Origin of the sequence: Halopiger goleimassiliensis (genome assembly GCF_000455345.1) — an archaeon.
In the GTDB taxonomy this organism is placed as follows: domain Archaea; phylum Halobacteriota; class Halobacteria; order Halobacteriales; family Natrialbaceae; genus Halopiger_A; species Halopiger_A goleimassiliensis.
In genome coordinates this window covers 2,195,685-2,211,105 of the sequence record NZ_HG315690.1, presented here as the reverse complement: position 1 = coordinate 2,211,105, position 15,421 = coordinate 2,195,685, and the positions used below count along the sequence as shown (strand labels likewise).

Sequence of the window (15,421 nt, the reverse complement as noted above, 5' to 3'; positions counted from 1 at the left end):
ACTCAGGAGCCGTTCGACTGGAGACCGGCCGCCGGTGACGAGTCGGTTCGCTCGGTCAGGCCGATGAGGTAGACGTCGAGCAGACAGACGACCAGCACGGCCAGCGGCACGGCCACGTCGACGTAGTTGACGGCGTCGAACTGCAGGGCCGTCACGACGAACGGTTCGCCGGCCTCGACCACGTCCTGCAGCGTCCGGGCGCTCAGGAACGCGAGCGCGACGACGAACAGGCCGAGCCACGCGCCGCCGCGTTTCCACCGGCCGAGATACCAGTGCCCCAGGCCGGCGAGAAGGATCGTAAGCACGTACGATGGCCAGATCGGTCGACTGCGTTCACTCATTGCCCGACTCTACGTGCTGGAACGGAATCCGTGTTGCCCTCTCGAGTCGGGCCAGCGGCGTTCGGTCGGTTCCCGCGTCGACGTGGCCCTCGAGTTCGCCTTCGAGGGTCGCGATCGCGTCCCTGGCGCGCTCGAGGTGGCTGGCGACCGCGTCGGAGTGGTCGTCGGCCCAGTCGACCTCCCCCGCGATCGTATCGCGGGTGTGTTCGCCCGTGAGGATCAGCGTCGCCGTCTCGAGCGGTTCCTCGGCGGACGGCGTTGCTGCGGCGATGGCTCCGCGAAGCGATCGAGCGTACCGATCACACGCGGCGCGGACCTCGTCGGTCGCGCCGGCGGCGGTCGCCCCGACCGTCGCTGCCGTGCCCGCCAGGATCGCTTCCGGTGGATATCGATCGTCGGACCCCGGCGTCGCTTCGTCGCTCGCCGCCGCCAGGAACTCGGTCGCGAGCGTGGTCGAGGCCTCTGCCAGGACGCTGTACAGTTCGAGGGTCCGCTCGACCGACTCCACGGCAGCCGCGACCCCGGCGTAGGCGGCGGCGTGGAGGTAGTCGCTGCCTAGAATGGCGGCGTCACGGTCGACCGGGCGGTCGAACCGGTCGCCGGTCAGCAGCGCGCGGCGAATCGAGACGTACGCCTCGAAACAGGCGACGGCGTCGCCGAGGTCCGCGAGGGTGCTGTCGATCGACTGGCGTCGATTTTCGTCCGCCGATGCGGCGGCGATTTCGCCGGCGACAGTACAACACGCCACCGCGAAGGACCGATCCCGGGAGCGGATCGAATCCGTGACGATGCCTCGAACGGTCGGGGAGAGTCCCGGGAACTGTCGGTCGGTGGCTCCTGGCTGATCGTAGGTAGTGGTTCGTTCACTCATGTCGGATAGGGTAGGTAATGGGCGAGTAGCGTCGATCGGACGCGTTCCGTGGACGTTCAGTCGTCATCCGTCTCACCTGCCGTCTCCAGACGTCGATCGGTCGCGACCTCGTCGGTGAGCAGTTGCTCGAAGATAGCTCCGACGATGCCGGCGCGGACGTCCTCGGGATACCGGTCGTTGTCGAAGGTCAGCTGGCGGGTGCGAGCGCCGTCGAGCGCCGCGATCAACAGCGCCGCCATCCGTTCGGTGTCGTGAGCGACGAACTGGTCCTCGTCGATGCCGTCCTCGAGGATGCGTTCGAACGTCGTGCGGAGTCGTTCGTCGCTCTTGCGGAGCTTCTCGCGGTACTGTTCGTTGTAGGGTGCCTGTGCTCGAAGCTCCAGCATAGCGGTGTGAAACGACTCGTGTTGGTCCGTATCCTCGCCGTAGAGGAACCAGTCGACGACCCGGAGCAGCCGCTCGGCCGGCGGCAGGGACGCCGTCTCCTCGACCCGATCGTCGAGCCACGTGAGCAGGTACTCGAGGAAGTCGACCGTCAACTCCTCTTTCGAGTCGTAGTGGTAGAACAGCGCCGACTTGCTCCGGTCGGTCCGGTCGGCGATGTCCTGGGCCGTGAGCTCGGTGTAGCCGTGCTCACAGAGGGCTTCGTAGGTCGCGTTCATGATCGATTCGCGGACGTCTGGGTCGGTCACTACCTGACCACTTGGTCAGGAGCGGGTAAAAGGCGTTTCGTTATCACCACTTGTCACTTTCAGTGCGAGTCGGCTGCCGACTCCGTCGGCGATTGAGAAGAGTTATCGGTCGGCTCTCCGATACCGCTTCCACACCGTAGCGATGTCGTCGACAGGATCGGCCGACTGGGAGATCGACCGGGGGCTCCAGGCCCGGATGGCGGGTGGACTGTTCCTGGTCGTCGTCTTCCCGTTCGCATTCGCCGTGGCGCTCGAGTGGGCGCTGTCGACGATCGTTCCCGCCGTGACCGCCGCGCTGACCGGCGTCGAACTCGACGTCTCGTTCGCGATCGATCGCCGACTGCTCGCGGCGGCGGTCGGGATCGGGCTCGTCGCCCAGTTCGCCGTCGGCGATCGGCTCGCGCTCTCGAGCGTCGGCGCGCGGACGCTCGAGCGCGAGGAGCGACCGGCGCTGCAGGCGACCGTCGCCCGACTCGCCCAACAGGCGGATCTGCCGCGGCCCGACGTCGCCGTGATCGAGACCGACGCGCCGAACGCGTTCGCGACCGGTCGCTCCCAGGGGTCCGCGACGATCGTCGTCACCGATGGCCTGCTCGAGCGCCTCGACGAGGCCGAACTCGAGGCGGTGCTGGCCCACGAGATCGCCCACCTCAAGAACCGCGACGTGACGGTCATGACGATCGCGTACCTGTTGCCGACGCTGACGTACCTCGTCGCGACGGGCGCGTACACCATCCTTCGGACGGTCTTTCGCTCGCTCGAGTACCTCGGGACGTCCCACGACGACGACGCGCGTGCACTGGCGGCCGTGATCGTCGTCGTCGTCACCACGACGCTCGTGACGATCGCCGTTTCGGCGCTGTTCTGGATCGGGAGTTTCCTCCTCTACCGGCTGCTCTGTCGATACCGCGAACACGCCGCCGATCGGGGGGCGGCCCGGCTGACGGGCGATCCGGCCGCGCTCGCGAGTGCGTTGGCAACGATCGACGAGGAACTCACCCGGACGCCGGATCGCGACCTCCGCGAGTTGGACGGCGGCGTCGAGGCGCTGTACGTCGCCCCGCTGGATTTCGCCCAGTTCACCGACGAGGGCGACGACGGGCTGTTGAGCAAGGATCTCTTCCCGGAAACCCACCCCGACACCGCCGAGCGCATCGAGCGGTTGCGGGCCATGCAACGCGAGCGGACGGTCGCGTCGGCCTGAGCGAGGGACGAACTGACGCGTGGCCGACCGAGGGCCGCGATACGCCGATCACTCCGCGCGGTACTGTCGGATGCCGAACCGTTCGTACTCGCCGTACGCGATCTCGAGCGAGCCGATCCACCAGTTCCAGCGGTCCGCGGGCGTGCCGTCGGGCGCGTCCCCGAGTTCGGAGAGCACGAGGTCGGTCGTCAGCGGCGTCCCGGCGGTCGCTTCGTAGTGCCCCGAATCCGCGAGGTCGACGGCCTGGCGGACCACGACGCGCGCCTCGTCGCTCGAGCCGCCGAACTCCTCGCACAGTCGCGTCTCGAGCCGCTCGGGATCGATGAACACGGGTGCCGGTACGCGGGCAACCCACTTGACTGTTCGTCGCCGGGTTCCAGCAGTGACGAACCGTCCGGTGGGCTGACCGTCGGTCGACGGCCGGGAGCGTGCGCGGTGGAATCCGCCGCGCAGGCGACCCGGGGGAGGGCAGGCCCGCCACCCGCTACTCGCCGAGCGAAGCGAGGTGCCGTTCCGTCTCGGCACCGCGAACGGTGGAACCGTGAGCGGCCTTTTTTGGTCGAGATTTTTTGCGTGAGCGGTCGGCCGAAGGCCGACCCGAACGGAAAAAAGGTCGTGCTGAAACGATGTTCTTTTGACCGGGCACCGTCTTCCGTCGGGCATGGCAAGTTTCACTGTCGTCGTCGGCGACCCGGAGTCCGGGTCGACCCACCAGCTCGAGGCGGAGGAACAGGACGCGAACCGGTTCATCGGCAAGTCGATCGGCGAGGAAGTCGACGGCTCCGCGGTGGGGCTGGACGGCTACACGCTCGAGATCACGGGCGGCTCGGACGACGCCGGCCGACCGCTGAACCCGGACGTCCAGGGACCGAACCTGAAAGAGGTCCTGATGGAGGGTCGACAGGTCGGCTACAAGCCCTCGCGTGACGGCGAGCGCCGCCGCATCACGGTCCGTGGCAGCGAGATCTCCGACGCCGTCGCACAGATCAACGCCTCGATCGTCGATCGGGGCGACGCCGACGTCGAGGAACTGCTCGGCGAGGACGACGGCGACGAGTAACACCCTTCTCCGTTCGATGGCAGACCGAATCTCCAGCGATCATCCGTCGGTCCGGACGATCCGCGCGACCTGTGCGGAGACGACGACCGGCGTCAGACTCGAGGTGCCGCCGGACGACCACGACGCCGTTCCGCTCGAGGACGTGATCCGCGTCGTCGTGGACGGCGACAAGTTGTTCGCGCGCGTCGAACGCGCGATGACCGGCGAAGGCCGCTGGATCCGGGGCGTCTACGAGACGCCCGACGCGGCGCGCGATCCCAGCGGAGCGACCGATCGTCTCTCGTCCTGGGTCGCGGAAAGCGACGTGCGCGTCGGCGGCTCCGTCCTCGTCGACGTCGTCGAACCCGACTTCCTCTACGGGCTCCGCGAACCGGGGTCGACGGTCTACTACGACGCCACCGAACCGCCGAACGAGGGCCTGCAGGACATCGCACGGTCGCTCGAGAACGACGAGGATCGCTGACGGCCCCTCAGCACCGGCAGGCGCTGCTCGAGTAGGGAGCGATGCGGCGAGAAGCGAGCGGGAACGGCGTGACTGGGCGGGGAAGGTGTGGCGTTCGACCCGGACGGCGACGGTCAGAGCCGATGGTGTAGCGCGTAGAGCAACATCCCGAACGCGAGATGCTGGATCATCGTCTCCTCGAGACGGTCCTGGACGTATTCGGGGTCGTCGATCGAGTACTCCTTGGTTCGTACCTTCGCGTGCATCGAGAGCACGTCCGCTTCCTCGAGGTCGTGGAGACGTGGATAGACCGTCCCGGGGCTCAGTCGGGTTTCGAAGGCCCGTTCGATCGTCGTCAGGAGTTCGTCGCCGTGGGTCCCCTCGTGCATGGCGATCAGCACGAGGAGGAGTTCGTCGAGGTTCTCCTTGACGAGTCGTTCGTCGAGCGTTACGTCCTCGACGGGGAGCGTTTCGGCGACGTGCTCCAGGAGTGACTCGAGTTCCCGTTCGACGTCGTCGGTCGTTCGATCAGTTCCGCCCGGTTCGTGGGAGTCCGACGCGTCGCCCGATGCCGCCTTCGAGAGTTCGTCCAGCACGGACTCGGTGTTAGTCGCGTTATCACGCATTGCCGATCACTGTGGGGGTTACGTGAGTGGGGTCCCGCCCCGACCGACGGCGCTCCGCCGTCGGCGTCTCGTAGCCGGCCCCAGTCACGGCTAGTCAAGTGCTGGAACTACCGGCTATTAAACGACAGGGAACCGACCGAACCGAAATCGGATAAATCAACACCTGTGAGTGTAAATATTACCTACTTGTGCCGAAGGGCCGTCCACGGCCCCGCTGTTCCGGATCGGTATGTGAGCGATGGGGAAGCGGTGTCCCGGATCGTTCGCGTCGGTCTCGAACGACGCGCTTTTTCCGTTTCGACCGCGAACCAGTGACATGAGCGATCCACGCGAGGAGTTTCTGGCGGGCGAGCGACCGGAGGACGTGGCGCTGTTTCTCGCCGACTCGTACGTCTCGGACGACCGACTCGCGGAGTTCGGCGACGCCGTCGAGAACGGCGTGTTGATCGTCGTCGACGGCGAACGCGGTCGCAACGCCTTCCAGGCGGCTACCGGGACCGACGCGATGGCGTTCGCCAAGAACGCCATGGGCCTCGAGGGCGTCATCGAGGACGACCTCACCGGCGGACAGTGTCCGGAGGCATCGACCGACGAGGACCACGCGGTCCAGTTCGTCTTCGCCTTCGCCGAGGAGCAAAACGAGGACGTCGGCGGGATCTACGCCGACGGCGACGTGATCCACGCCTACGCCCAGTGTACCTGCGGCACCGCCTACTCCGATCGGTGGGTCGTCACCGAATCCTGATCCGCGCTGTGGAAGCGGTCGTCCGGCAGTGGCCCCCAACGCCTTTCCGTTCGTTCGTTGGGTGGAGCGGTATGCCGACCGATTCCGACGACCTCGAGTTGAGCGAGGCCGAACGGGCGGCACTGCACGAGTGCCAACTCGGTATCGAGTACGTCAATCGGGCCTACGGCTCGTTGCTCGCCTTCCACCACCACCTCGGGCGGGCGATGAACCGGATGGCCGACGCCGAGAGCGCCCTCCGGGAGGCCGGACACGAGCGCTGGGCGAACGAACTGCGTGACGATCACCTCCCCGCGGGTGCCATCGAGGATCAGTGGTCGTACGAACTCGTCGAGGAGTTCGAGGACGGCTTTCTCGCGGATCTGACCGGCTTCGAGGCGGCGGTTCGCGACGACCTCGCCGACGGCACCGGTCACGTCACCGAACGCCGCTATCACCGACACCTCCGCGAGCGGGCACGCGGGGAGGAGGAGTAGCCCGCGAGCCGCGAGACCCAACCTTTTCGACGGCGGGATCGTAGCGCCGTCTATGCGTGACCGGTACGACGTCATCGTCGTCGGGATCGGCGGGATGGGCAGTGCGGCGGTCGCCGAACTCGCCGCCCGTGGCGTCGACGTGCTGGGTCTCGAGCGCTACGACGTCCCCCACGACTACGGCTCCGCACACGGTACCAGCCGGATCGTTCGGCGTCCGGACGCCACGGACCGGGCGTCCGCGACGTTGCTCGAGCGTGGCCTGGAGCGATGGCGCGACCTCGAGGCCGACGTCGACCGGCAACTGCTGTACCGAACCGGATCGATCGACGTCGGGCCGGCCGACGGCGACGCGCTCGAGGACGCGCGACGCATCTGCGAGGCCACCGGCCTCGAGTACGACCGCCTTTCGTCCGCGGACCTGTCCGAGCGGTTCCCGGCGTTCGCGGTCCCCGAAACGTACGCCGGGATCTACCAGCCCGAAGGCGGGGTTCTCGTGCCCGACGTCGGGATCGTCGCCCAGGTAACGCAAGCCCACCGCGCGGGCGCGACGATCCGCGCTCGCGAACGCGTCGTCGACTGGCGCTCCGTGAGCGATGGCGTCCGGGTCGAAACCGACCACGGTGCCTACGAAAGCGAGGCGCTCGTCGTTACCGCGGGTCCCTGGATCCCGCAGTTGGTCGAACCACTCGAGGGGGTCGTCGTCCCCGAACGGCAACTCCTCGGCTGGTTCCAGCCCGGGAACCCCGACCGGTTCGGTCCCGATCGGTTCCCAGTCTGGACCCTCTGGACCGACGAGGGCCGCTACTTCGGGACGCCGGTCCACGACGTACCGGGTTGTACAGTTGGCCGTCGTCGCACCCGCGAGGAGTCCGTCGACCCAGACGCTTTCGAGCGCGAGCCGACACAGGCCGACGAACGGCTCCTTCGATCGATCGTCGAGGAGTACGTCCCGACCGCTGCTGGGCCGACAATGCGCCTGTCGACCTCCCTCTCCGCGACGACGGCCGACGACCGGTTCGTCCTCGATACCCTCCCGGACCGCCCCGAGGTGGTCGTCGGCACCGGCTGTTCCGACTCCGCGTTCGCGTTCGCACCTGCGATCGGTGAGGTACTCGCAGACCTCGCACTCGAGGGGACGACCGAGTACGACGTCGACCCGTTCTCGCTTGATCGCTTCTGATTCTCGGTCGTCGCCCCGGCAAGCGACTCGAGATCCCACTCGCGTTCCACGTCGTCCACGCCCCTCGCACTGGTCGTCGAGTGAAGCCGACGCCGGCCTCGTATTTGTCCACACCAAACGTTTTTAATGAAAGTAGTCGTACGCGTTAGTCGAAATGGGGGGAACGAACGTTCAACCGTCCGGGGGGAACGAGACGTCGGTGGTGAATGCGGACGGCGAGAGCGACGGGACAACGCGGAACGCGTTGAGTGAGGACGAACTGTTTACCGTCCTGTCGAACCGTCGTCGTCGATACGTATTACAGGAACTCATCCGCGAGGGAGACCGGATCGACATCGGCACGCTGTCACAGCAGATCGCCGCCTACGAGGACGGCCTCGAACTCCACGAGGTCTCGAGCAGCGATCGCAAACGCGTCTACACGGCCCTTCACCAGTCTCATCTACCGAAGCTCGACGAGACGGGACTCGTGGAGTTCGATCGGGACCGCGGCACGGTCGAACCGACGGCGACGCTCGAGGACGTCGAGATCTACATGGACCTCGTGCACGGACGCGGGATCCCCTGGAGCGACTACTACCTCGGCGTGACGGCGCTGATCGCCCTCTCGTTCGTCCTCGCGGTGACGGGTCCCGGACCGTTCGCAGCCCTCTCGCTCGAGGCCTGGGGCGTCTTCGCCATCGTCACGTTCGGCACCTTCGCGCTCGTACACCGCTACTACGCCCGTCGGAACCGACTCGGAATCGAGGACGACTCGCCAGCCGTCGAACTCGAGTACGACGGTCTCGGCGGTGATCGCTGACGTCCCTCTCGAATAGCCACCGCCGATCGTTCCACCGTTTCACCTGACTGCCCGGCCTCGATCTGCCCACCAGCGAGACGCTCCCTCCTGAGTACTCGAGTCCTGATCAGGGGGCCGTCAGGATCTCCTCGGCGAACGTCTCCAGCGCCCGCTCCTCGTCGTCGTTTGCCAGCCCCACGATGACGTGATCGAGGCCGTACTCGTCGAGTCGCCGAAAGTACTCCCGGAACCACTCGACGCCGGCCCGAAAGCCCAGATGCAGGGGTTCGGGATCGGCTTCGGGATCGTCCGTGAACTCCACACGGACCGCGATGGTAAACGGCTTCCCGCCCGCGTCGGCCCGCCAGTTCGTGAGATAGTCCTCGAGGGTCCGCTCGGGCAGGTGATAGAAGAGCCAGCCGTCGCCGTGGTCGGCGATCCACTCGCGGCGCTGGCGGGCGTGACCGGTCGGCAAGAGCGGCACCGTCTCCGCGGTCGGTTTGGGGACGACGTCGATATCTCCCTCGAGGCGACCCCACTCGCCCTCGAGTTCGGGAAACTCCTCGCGCCAGGCGGTCCGGATCGCGTGGACCGCCTCGCGGAACAGTCGGCCGCGGTCCGCCGGATCGACGTCGAAGGCGGGGTACTCGGGGTCGCGGTCACCGGAGGCGACGCCCATGACGAGGCGGCCGTCCGAGAGGCGATCGACGGTCGCGGCCGCTTTGGCAACGTGGAGCGGATGGCGGAGCGTCAGGACGACGCTCGAGGTTCCCAACGCGATCGCGTCGGTGTGAGCCGCGACGTGGGAGAGCCACGGCCAGGTGTCGAACGTCTGGCCCGCGTCCCCGAACGTCGGCCAGTAGGTGGGGACGTCACGCGCCCAGAGCCCGTCGAAACCGAGGGTCTCGGCGCGGCGAGCCAGTTCGAGTTCCCGCTCTACGTCGGGCCGCGAGCGCCGTGTGCTCGTCAACGGGAAGCCGAGACCGAACGTCAACCCGTCGGGTTCGAACAGGCGTCGAAACCCCTCGTTCTCGTGGCCGCGGTCACCGGTCGACATTCGTTCGCGCTTTTGCCTCCTCCCGGATGACGGTGATGGTCCGAATCGTGACGCTACTCGAGCGGCTGATCGGTCGGGAACGCGAAGAAAACCGAATCGTCAGTAGTCGACCGGGTCGGCTGTGACGACGTCGATCAGTCGTCGGCGGGCGCGGCACCGGAGCCGCTCTCTTCGGCCTGTTCCTTGGTCCAGGAGAGTTTGCCGCCGGCCGCGAGGATGTCGCGCTCGCGTTCGGAGGCGTCCAGCGTGGCGGTGTACTCTTCGTCGCCGTTGACGCGGATGGTGAACTCTTCCTGACCGCTCGTGACGGCCTCGTAGACGTCGTCGACGATCTCGATCTCGTCGCCCTGATCGATGTCCTCGTAGGTCTCCTCGTCGATCGTCAGGGGGACGATGCCGAAGTTGAAGAGGTTCGCGCGGTGGATCCGGGCGAAGCTCTGGGCGAGGACGGCCTCGATGCCGAGGTACATCGGGCACATCGCGGCGTGTTCGCGCGAGGAGCCCTGGCCGTAGTTCTCGCCGGCCACGAGGACGCCGCCGTCGGCTTCCTTGGCGCGCTCGGCGAACGTGTCGTCGACGCGGGAGAGGGTGAACTCCGAGAGTTTCTCGATGTTCGACCGGTACATCAGGATGTCCTGGGTCGCAGGGATGATGTGGTCGGTCGTGATGTTATCCTCCATCTTCAGGAGGGCTTCACCCTCGATGTCGGCGTCGAGCTGATCCTTCAGCGGCACGTCGCCGATGTTTGGCCCCTTGACGAGTTCGTCGTCGGGGGCTTCGTCGGGCGTGATGAGGTCCGCCTTCGAGCCGTCGTACTCGTCGGGGAGTTCGATGCCCGGTGCCTCGAGGTCGCCGAGTTCGTCGGCGAGGTCGCGCGGGTCGACGATTTCGCCCTTGATCGCCGCGGCGGCGGCGACCTCCGGCGAGCAGAGGAAGACGTTGTCGTCTTCGATGCCGGAGCGGCCCTCGAAGTTGCGGTTGAAGGTCCGCAGCGAGACCGAGTCCGAGGACGGCACGTGACCGATGCCGATACAGGCACCGCAGGTGGCCTCGGAGAAGTTGACGCCGGCGGCCATCATCTCCGCGACCCAGCCCTCGCGGGCGAGCATCTCGGAGGCCTGCTTGCTACCAGGCGCGACGATCATTTCCGTGGTGGGGTTGACCTGGCGTCCCTCGAGCATCTTGGCGGCGGGGAGGATGTCCTCGTAGCCGCCATTGGTACAGGAACCGACGATGACCTGGTCGACGTCCTGGCCCGCGACCTCGCGGACGGGGACGACGTTGTCGGGCATCGAGGGCTGGGCGATCAGCGGCTCCAGCTCCGAGAGGTCGACGACGATCTCGTCGTCGTACTCGGCGTCGTCGTCGGGCTGGAGTTCGACGTACTCGTCGCCGCGGTCGAGCCGTTCGAGGTAGTCTTTGGTCTGCTCGTCCGTCGGGAAGATCGACGAGGTCGCGCCGAGTTCGGTGCCCATGTTGGTGATGGTCATCCGCTCGGGCGCGGTCAGCGACTCGACGCCGGGACCGGTGTACTCGAGGATCTTGCCGACGCCGCCCTTGACGCTCAGGCGTCGCAGGAGTTCGAGGATGACGTCCTTCGCCGTGGCCCACTCGGGGAGTTCGCCCTCGAGGCGGACGTTGACGACTTCGGGCATCTCGATGTAGTAGGGTGCGCCGCCCATGGCGACGGTGACGTCGATACCACCCGCGCCGATGGCCAGCTGACCGAGCCCGCCGGGAGTCGGGGTGTGGCTGTCCGACCCGAGCAGCGTCTTGCCGGGGGCGGCGAAGTTCTCGCGGTGGACGTTGTGACAGATGCCGTTGCCGGGACGGGAGAAGTACGCGCCGTATTTGCCGGCTGCAGAACGGAGGAAGCGGTGGTCGTCGGTGTTCTTGAAGTCGAACTGGTAGGTCTGGTGGTCACAGTACTGGGCGGCGATCTCGGTCTGGACCTCGTCCAGTCCCATCGCCTCGAACTGGAGCCAGACCATCGTCCCAGTCGTGTCCTGGGTCAGTACCTGGTCGATCTCGATCCCGATTTCCTCGCCGGTCTCGAGGTCGCCCTCGACGAGGTGATCGTCGAGAATCTTCTCGGTGAGAGTTTGTCCCATAGCACGCGCAACTCGGCTTCCCGGCGTGATAAATCCAGCGTGTTCCCATGTGGATTGGTAGTTCCACTTTCGGACACTGTAGCATTGAACGGGCAACTCTTGCCGGACAATTGAACGATCGTACACTCCGTGTCGTGGGATGATGTCGACCAGTTGGTCGGATCCCGTTCGATGCCGTCTCCGAGACGTGTCGGATGATCGAGTAATACCCCCAAGCGATACCCTTTTTTCGATCCTCTCTCCAGAGGTTGGTATGTTCCGTTCCGGTGCGTTCGTCGCCGAGCACGTCTCGCCGACGACCGACGAGCAGGTCCAGCCCAACGGCGTCGACCTCACGCTGGACGTCGTCTTCGAGCAACTCGAGCCCGGCCGGATCGGTCGCGACGGGAAGACGATCGGCGAACGAGTCGCCCGACCGCTGGAGGAACTCGAGCAGAAAGACCCCGATACGTACTACCTGCCCGAGGGGGCCTACGTCGCCCGGTACGGCGAGCGCATCCGCATCCCGGAGGGCCACGTCGGCTTCGTCTATCCGCGTTCGTCGCTGATGCGCAACTCCTGCATGCTCAACACGGCCGTCTGGGACGCCGGCTACGAGGGCCGCGGCGAGGGACTCCTGCAGGTCCACCACGACGTCGAAATCGAACGGGGGGCCCGCATCGCGCAACTCGTCTTCGCCGAAGCCAACCACGAGGACGTTTACGAGGGCAGCTACCAGGGCGAGAACCTCGAGTGAGCAGCACTGAACGTGCGGCGACGGCTAGGGACCGGAGCCGCTTCAGGCGAACTTTTAGGCACCTGTCCCGAGGACGTACCATGATCGGTGAGTCGAACCGATGATGGCGACCACCCACGTCTTCGCGGGCCTCGCCGTGGTCGCCCCCGTCGCGTACGCCGTCCCGGAACTGGCGTCGCCGCTTGTTGCCGGAGCGATCCTCGGCGGGCTCGCCCCCGATTTCGACCTCGTCCTCGAGCACCGTCGGAGTTTCCACTTTCCCGTGGCTGGAGCCGTGGTTGCGGGGGCCGGGGTTGCCCTCGGCGTCGCCGTCCCCTCACAGCTCACGGTCGGTGTCGCCGCGTTCGCCGTCGCAGCCTGGCTCCACGCCGTGAGCGACGCCATCGGTGGCGGCCCGGAGATGGATCCCTGGAACGACCGCAGCGAGCGGGCCGTCTACGACCACGTCCGTGGTCGGTGGGTCCGTCCCCGTCGGTGGATCAGGTACGACGGCGCGCCCGAAGACGCAGCCCTCGCCGTCGTCCTCGCGGTGCCGACGCTGCTGGTCTTCGACGGTTGGATCCGGGCTATCGTGCTCGTCGGACTCGCGGTCTCGCTCGGGTATGCCTCCCTCCGTCGGCGGCTGGTCGCCTGGCTCCCCGACTGGCTCGAGTGAGCTGATCCCGCTCGAATACCCGGCTGGCTTGCGATTGCCGGGCCGAGTCGGAACGCTGATATCATCGGCATCCGGACGTTCGGTATGGTCGAGGAATTCGTCGTCCGGACGACCCACCTGCTATTCGCCGCAATCTGGGCTGGCAGCGTCTTCTACGTTGCGTTCGTCGTTCTCCCGCTGGCTCGAGACGGCGAGTTCAACACGACGAAACCGCTCGAAGCGATCTCCGGGAAACTGACGACCATTTCCCGCGTCAGCGCTCTCGTCTTGTTGCTCACCGGCGCTCGCCTGGCGCAGACGGGCTACACCGTCGACAGCCTACTCGGATCGGCGAACGGCCACCTCGTCCTCACGATGGTCGCGCTGTGGCTGCTCCTCGCCGCGCTCGTCGAGATCGGCGCGAAACGACTCGAGTCGGGACTCAACGGCAAGAAACTCCGGGAACCGGCGGCGAACGTCCTCGGACTGTACCGGGTTGCAGCCGTCGTCGGTATCGCGTTGCTCGTCGTCGGCGGGGCGATCACGACCGGGCTCGCGGCGAGCCTGTGAACGGTCTCGTCACTGATCCCACAAATTCGCGTTTTGCGGCGGTGACTCGTTCGGAATCGAACGTTCTTGCGAAAGATACTTAGTCGGTTACTGTAACGTACTCCACTATGCTCAGGCGGAACGACCTGGCGGTGTCGCTGTTCGTGGTCGGGGCGGCTGCAGCCGCCGGCTACGTCCTTCGGTCACGCCGCGGGAGCGAGGGAACCGGACGCTCGAAGGCCGACCTCGGTGCACGCATCGTCGGCCGGGACGAGGTGCCAATCGACGCGACGGTCGTCGACGCCTCCTCGAGCCGACTCGCCGAGATTCCGGGTGCTCGCCGGGCGATCAAGCGAGCCGTCCGGAACGACGCCCGTGAGGAGTGGGAACACGTGACCCTCGATCGCGACGGTGCCTGGTCGGTCGTCGACGCGATCCGCGACTCGCTACCGTACTACGACGGCGAGGACGACGAGTACAACGGCGTCTTCGTCAGGTGTAACGATCGGATCGTCGTTCTCGACGCGATCGGCTGGGCGCGACTCGAGGACCCGCTGTACTGATCGCGATCACGGCGACCACCACCTAGGAGTGCCCACCGACCCGTCGATAGCTACTGATTCTGCACCCGATACGAACGTCTCGTGGTCGCATCTCTACGATAACTCCAGGTTGTGAAGTTACCGTTCCGCATCTGGCCAACCACGTGCGGTGGCGCGCGCTGTCGAGCGGCCGACCGAATGGGAGGCCGCTCGACCGAAACCGTGCGAGGGATGAGCGACCAACGGGAGCGAATCGGCTGGGGAGGGCGTGGCTGCTCCTCGTGTCCACGATAGCAGAACGCATCGTTTCACCGGAAGTCCCAACGAATGCCCCGATCAATACGCGGTTGTCTCGATCGCGATCCATCGGAGAACGGAGCCAGCGCGGAATCACAACCACTACCTCCCGGGCCCGCCGAGGGACGGCTATGCAACTGGGCGTAATCGGACTGGGACGCATGGGACAGATCGTCGTCGACCGCACCCTCGAGGCGGGCCACGACGTCGTCGCCTTCGACCTCGAGCCGGAGGCGGTCGCGACGGCGGCCGACGCGGGGGCCGAACCCGCGGACTCGATCGAGGATCTGACCGACCGCCTCGGCGAGGACAAGCGCATCTGGCTGATGGTCCCCGCCGGCGACGCGGTCGACGCCACCCTGGAGGAACTCGAGCCACACCTCGATGCCGACGACGTCGTCGTCGACGGGGGCAACTCCTACTTCGAGGATTCCGTGCGCCGCGCCGAGTCCTGTCCGGCGGCCTACCTCGACTGCGGCACTTCCGGCGGCCCCGCCGGCGCGGAACTGGGCTTCTCCCTGATGGTCGGCGGCCCGGAGTGGGCCTACGCGGAACTCGAGCCGGTGTTCGACGCCGTCGCGACCGGACCCGACGGCCACGAGCGCATGGGGCCGTCGGGCTCGGGCCACTACGTCAAGATGATCCACAACGGCGTCGAGTACGCGCTGATGCAGGCCTACGGCGAGGGGTTCGAACTGCTTCACGAGGGGCGGTACGACCTCGACCTCGAGGCGGTCGCCTCCGTCTGGAACAACGGCGCGGTCATCCGTTCCTGGCTGCTCGAACTCTGCGAGGAGGCGTTCCGCGAGGAGGGCACCGACCTCGGCACCGTCGCGGACCGAGTCGAGGGCGGCTCGACCGGCACCTGGACCGTCCAGGAAGCCCTCGAGCAGGAGGTACCGCTGCCGTTGATCTACACCGCACTGGCCGAGCGGTTCGGCTCACGGGCCGACGACGGCCGGTTCTCGCGACGGCTCGCCAATCGCCTGCGGTACGGGTTCGGTCGCCACGAGGTCCCTCGACGGGAGTGAGCGAACCGAGTCGCGGGACGCCTATGCCGCCGGGGTTCTCCCTTCG

At 66.8% G+C, this 15,421-nt stretch carries 19 protein-coding genes; 12 read left to right on the top strand and 7 right to left on the bottom strand.

Annotated elements, in window-relative coordinates; all coding sequences use genetic code 11:
* Positions 1 to 2: 2 nt before the first annotated feature.
* Genes TX79_RS10820 through TX79_RS10810 form a run of 3 tightly spaced genes read right to left on the bottom strand, consistent with a single transcriptional unit; the run spans position 3 to position 1,904 of the window.
* A complete protein-coding gene (locus TX79_RS10820; protein ID WP_049927456.1) occupies positions 3 to 341 on the bottom strand; it encodes a hypothetical protein in 339 nt (112 codons plus the stop codon).
* Positions 334 to 1,212, bottom strand: a complete 879-nt coding sequence (locus TX79_RS10815) for a hypothetical protein (protein WP_049927455.1) — start codon at positions 1,210 to 1,212, stop codon at positions 334 to 336. Before TX79_RS10815 ends, TX79_RS10820 begins: the two co-directional genes overlap by 8 nt.
* A gap of 56 nt (positions 1,213 to 1,268) precedes the next feature.
* Positions 1,269 to 1,904: a TetR/AcrR family transcriptional regulator gene (locus tag TX79_RS10810; RefSeq protein WP_081655542.1), complete on the bottom strand. Its 636-nt coding sequence runs from the start codon at positions 1,902 to 1,904 to the stop codon at positions 1,269 to 1,271.
* Positions 1,905 to 2,046: 142 nt separating this feature from the next.
* On the opposite strand from TX79_RS10810, the gene TX79_RS10805 reads away from it, so the two are divergent.
* The gene (locus tag TX79_RS10805; RefSeq protein ID WP_230198567.1) at positions 2,047 to 3,108 is read left to right on the top strand and encodes a M48 family metalloprotease; all 1,062 of its coding nucleotides are present in this window, start codon (positions 2,047 to 2,049) and stop codon (positions 3,106 to 3,108) included.
* Positions 3,109 to 3,156: 48 nt separating this feature from the next.
* Here the strand turns inward: TX79_RS10805 and TX79_RS10800 are convergent, their stop codons facing one another.
* Positions 3,157 to 3,438: a hypothetical protein gene (locus tag TX79_RS10800; RefSeq protein ID WP_049927453.1), complete on the bottom strand. Its 282-nt coding sequence runs from the start codon at positions 3,436 to 3,438 to the stop codon at positions 3,157 to 3,159.
* Positions 3,439 to 3,769: 331 nt separating this feature from the next.
* Here TX79_RS10800 and TX79_RS10795 point away from each other — a divergent pair, with 331 nt between their 5' ends.
* Both TX79_RS10795 and TX79_RS10790 read left to right on the top strand, forming a co-directional pair.
* On the top strand, positions 3,770 to 4,168 hold the full coding sequence (locus tag TX79_RS10795; protein WP_049927452.1) for a 30S ribosomal protein S6e: 399 nt from the start codon (positions 3,770 to 3,772) through the stop codon (positions 4,166 to 4,168).
* A gap of 16 nt (positions 4,169 to 4,184) precedes the next feature.
* The gene (locus TX79_RS10790) at positions 4,185 to 4,631 is read left to right on the top strand and encodes a DUF7112 family protein (RefSeq protein ID WP_049927451.1); all 447 of its coding nucleotides are present in this window, start codon (positions 4,185 to 4,187) and stop codon (positions 4,629 to 4,631) included.
* Positions 4,632 to 4,744: 113 nt separating this feature from the next.
* Here the strand turns inward: TX79_RS10790 and TX79_RS10785 are convergent, their stop codons facing one another.
* Positions 4,745 to 5,236: a helix-turn-helix transcriptional regulator gene (locus TX79_RS10785; RefSeq protein WP_049927450.1), complete on the bottom strand. Its 492-nt coding sequence runs from the start codon at positions 5,234 to 5,236 to the stop codon at positions 4,745 to 4,747.
* A gap of 316 nt (positions 5,237 to 5,552) precedes the next feature.
* On the opposite strand from TX79_RS10785, the gene TX79_RS10780 reads away from it, so the two are divergent.
* The 4 genes from TX79_RS10780 to TX79_RS10765 all read left to right on the top strand — a co-directional run bounded on the left by TX79_RS10780 (position 5,553) and on the right by TX79_RS10765 (position 8,439).
* On the top strand, positions 5,553 to 5,981 hold the full coding sequence (locus TX79_RS10780; RefSeq protein ID WP_049928359.1) for a DUF5807 family protein: 429 nt from the start codon (positions 5,553 to 5,555) through the stop codon (positions 5,979 to 5,981).
* Positions 5,982 to 6,052: 71 nt separating this feature from the next.
* Complete coding sequence (locus TX79_RS10775; RefSeq protein ID WP_049927449.1) at positions 6,053 to 6,457, top strand: hypothetical protein; 405 nt, start codon at positions 6,053 to 6,055, stop codon at positions 6,455 to 6,457.
* A 52-nt stretch (positions 6,458 to 6,509) separates the two neighbouring features.
* On the top strand, positions 6,510 to 7,637 hold the full coding sequence (gene solA / locus TX79_RS10770) for an N-methyl-L-tryptophan oxidase (RefSeq protein WP_049927448.1): 1,128 nt from the start codon (positions 6,510 to 6,512) through the stop codon (positions 7,635 to 7,637).
* A 154-nt stretch (positions 7,638 to 7,791) separates the two neighbouring features.
* Positions 7,792 to 8,439 carry a DUF7344 domain-containing protein gene (locus TX79_RS10765; protein ID WP_049927447.1) on the top strand — a complete coding sequence of 216 codons (648 nt, stop codon included), beginning with the start codon at positions 7,792 to 7,794 and terminating at the stop codon, positions 8,437 to 8,439.
* Positions 8,440 to 8,545: 106 nt separating this feature from the next.
* Here the strand turns inward: TX79_RS10765 and TX79_RS10760 are convergent, their stop codons facing one another.
* Positions 8,546 to 9,475, bottom strand: coding sequence for an LLM class oxidoreductase (locus tag TX79_RS10760; RefSeq protein WP_049927446.1), 930 nt, complete (start codon positions 9,473 to 9,475; stop codon positions 8,546 to 8,548).
* A gap of 134 nt (positions 9,476 to 9,609) precedes the next feature.
* A complete protein-coding gene (locus tag TX79_RS10755; protein WP_049927445.1) occupies positions 9,610 to 11,586 on the bottom strand; it encodes an aconitate hydratase in 1,977 nt (658 codons plus the stop codon).
* Between the two features lie 253 nt (positions 11,587 to 11,839).
* On the opposite strand from TX79_RS10755, the gene TX79_RS10750 reads away from it, so the two are divergent.
* The 5 genes from TX79_RS10750 (at position 11,840) to gnd (ending at position 15,375) form a co-directional block, all read left to right on the top strand.
* On the top strand, positions 11,840 to 12,322 hold the full coding sequence (locus TX79_RS10750; RefSeq protein WP_049927444.1) for a deoxyuridine 5'-triphosphate nucleotidohydrolase: 483 nt from the start codon (positions 11,840 to 11,842) through the stop codon (positions 12,320 to 12,322).
* A gap of 100 nt (positions 12,323 to 12,422) precedes the next feature.
* On the top strand, positions 12,423 to 12,977 hold the full coding sequence (locus TX79_RS10745; RefSeq protein WP_049927443.1) for a hypothetical protein: 555 nt from the start codon (positions 12,423 to 12,425) through the stop codon (positions 12,975 to 12,977).
* 84 nt (positions 12,978 to 13,061) lie between these two features.
* A complete protein-coding gene (locus tag TX79_RS10740; protein WP_049927442.1) occupies positions 13,062 to 13,526 on the top strand; it encodes a hypothetical protein in 465 nt (154 codons plus the stop codon).
* A gap of 107 nt (positions 13,527 to 13,633) precedes the next feature.
* Positions 13,634 to 14,068, top strand: a complete 435-nt coding sequence (locus TX79_RS10735; RefSeq protein WP_049927441.1) for a hypothetical protein — start codon at positions 13,634 to 13,636, stop codon at positions 14,066 to 14,068.
* A gap of 407 nt (positions 14,069 to 14,475) precedes the next feature.
* Positions 14,476 to 15,375: a phosphogluconate dehydrogenase (NAD(+)-dependent, decarboxylating) gene (gnd, locus tag TX79_RS10730; RefSeq protein WP_049927440.1), complete on the top strand. Its 900-nt coding sequence runs from the start codon at positions 14,476 to 14,478 to the stop codon at positions 15,373 to 15,375.
* Positions 15,376 to 15,421: the final 46 nt, after the last annotated feature.